The 2542-nt window shown below is 41.8% G+C and carries 2 protein-coding genes; both read right to left on the bottom strand.

Annotation, left to right across the window (positions count from 1 at the left end; translation table 11 throughout):
• Nucleotides 1-1652: vitamin B12-dependent ribonucleotide reductase (locus HP456_RS22665; RefSeq protein ID WP_172255299.1), on the bottom strand; the 1652-nt coding region annotated here is incomplete at its 3' end.
• A gap of 346 nt (nucleotides 1653-1998) precedes the next feature.
• The coding region (locus tag HP456_RS22660) for a lipoate--protein ligase family protein (RefSeq protein WP_172255297.1) at nucleotides 1999-2542 on the bottom strand (544 nt) is incomplete at its 5' end.

Raw genomic sequence — 2542 nt, 5'->3', positions numbered from 1 at the left:
CCTAATCCGACGCGTCGCTCACCAAGTGCCTGCTTTTTGTTTTCCTCCAGGAAATAAGGTGTCGCATCGATGACATTATCCTGCATGCGCACGCCTACTTCGACTGTTTTCTTCAGTTTTTCAAAGTCAACTGTCTTCGTTTCCTTGTCCGCGAATCGAGCCAGGTTGACAGCTGCAAGGTTACAGACTGAAAATGGTGCAAGTGGCTGTTCGCCACAAGGGTTAGTCGCTACTACCTTTTGACCGTATGCTTTCGCATTTGTCATATCATTCGCATTGTCGATAAAGAAGATTCCCGGCTCTGCAGAATAAGTGGCACATACATTGATCAGATTCCAAAGCTCTTTGGCTTTGATCTTTCTGTATGTTCTCACTTTATATCCCATCGTTTCCCACTCACGGACATCTCCTACATTATGCCATTCTTCATTATAATACTTCATTTGCTCGGCATCGTAGCTTTCTACATCGGGGAAGCGAAGCTCGTATTCTTCATCTTTTTCAACTGCATCCATGAAATCACTTGTCAGGCAGACTGAAATGTTGGCTCCAGTCAGGAATTCCGGGTTATGTACACTGTATGTACCACCCGTCCGCAATTTCTCTTCAGCATTCTTAAAGATCTTCTCGTTAAATCCACCGTGGCCAGGGATTTGTTTATAATTAATAATTCCTTGGTACATTGCTTCTTCCTGCTCTGTCAAAGGAGTGAACTTCAATTTGTCTTCTGCTGCTTTTTTAATATTTTCATCCTGTGTATTTTCTAATAGATAGCGTAAAATACGCGGGTTCTGCATCTTAGAGATGATGAATTCAATTATGTCAGGGTGCCAGTCTGTTAGCATGATCATTTGAGCACCACGTCTTGATCCGCCCTGCTCAACCAAATGAGTCAGCTTCGCAATATCATCAAGCCAGGATACTGACCCTGAAGATTTACCGTTAACACCTTTTGCCAACGTATTGCGGGGACGCAAGGTGGATCCGTTTGTCCCTACACCGCCGCCTCTGCTCATGATTTCCATGACCTGCTTGCGGTGTTCGGAAATCCCTTCACGTGAATCCTGCACGAAAGGCATCACATAACAGTTGAAATAGGTTACATCTGTTCCTGCACCTGCTCCATACAGCACTCGCCCTGCAGGTACGAAATGCAGATTGACCAGTTCATGATAGAATTTTTCAAACCATTCCTTTTTCTTCTCAGGAGTTTCTTCTACTTCTGCCAATCCTGTCGCGTTCCGCTTGGCAATCTGTTCATAGTAGACTTCCAATGGCTTTTCTATGACATCCAGCGTACGTGTCACCGTGCCGGTTTCAATCTCTTGAGGCTTGTCAATCGCACTTCTGTATTCCTCTTCAATCCATATGTCAGCTTTCTTGTTTTCCCAATCAATGGCTGTGATATAGCCCAGTCCACGTGCAGGGAATTTCGGGTCTTCTTTGATTGTCAATACGACAAAGTCGCCTTCTGACAAGGTGATCTTTTCAGTATCTTTGAAAGAATAACGGTCGATCATAACCAGGCGGGATACACCTTTATGTGTAGTTTTCATATCCGGGGTAATAGGATGCACTTGGGGGAACAATCCAATATCCTGATTCAATCTTTCTTTGTTCAGTGTCATTGTTTTTTTCGACGCAACAGTCATATAGACAGCTCCTTCTACCATAAATGTTTCAACGTTTATTAGTTTGTAAGTAATGCTTTAACAATTAATACGTTATCACAGGCTCATTCTAAAATCAATAAATAAACACAATATATGGTGTGTAATATATTTTTCGACACACCATATATTGTGTTTCGGTCAGAAAATTAGGAATTTGTCAAACGCTCAAAAAGCAGGAAATAATAGAAAACAGGAGAATCTCATAGATAATATTCCTATTTTAATCGGTAATCTATTAATTTGAGAGTTGCTAAACTTTAATCTTAAATAATAGTTGGTAAAATAGGAAAAAGCGACACGAATCGCTTTTATTTATAAAAATTTTTTAACGTTTAAAATTCCACTCATCAGATTCGTATCTGTTTTTTGCCAGATTCTCTACATATTGAGTTTCCTTTTCAGAAAGGACATATGATTCCAGGTTGATATTCAACCCTTCTTCAAATCCTTCCTTAAATGCCTTCCGTGCCATTTCCATTGTAATTCTCTCAGAAGAAATCTCATTCATGGCAACGGCTTTATTTTTAAACGCTTTTTGCATACGGTCTTTTACCCGTTCAGAAGGGTACTTAAACAAGCTGAAGAGCTTATCTTCATCCAAATCCAGAAGGATGGATCCGTGCTGCAGGATGACCCCTTTCTGACGGGTCTGTGCACTGCCTGCAACCTTTCTGCCCTCAACAACCAGTTCATACCAACTCGGTGCATCGAAGCAGACGGCTGATCTCGGGTTCTTCAATCCTTCCCGTTCTTCTGCCGTTTTCGGAACGGCAAAGTAGGCCTCGAGTCCAAGCCCCTGGAAACCTTTCAATATCCCTTCTGAAATGACTCTGTATGCTTCCGTTACGGTTTTTGGCATTTCTGGATGG

The sequence above is a fragment of the Bacillus haikouensis genome (genome assembly GCF_013179555.1).
GTDB lineage: Bacteria > Bacillota > Bacilli > Bacillales > Bacillaceae_B > Rossellomorea > Rossellomorea haikouensis_A.
The sequence above is the reverse complement of the archived record's forward strand: the minus strand, read 5'-3'. Positions and strand labels throughout refer to the sequence as shown.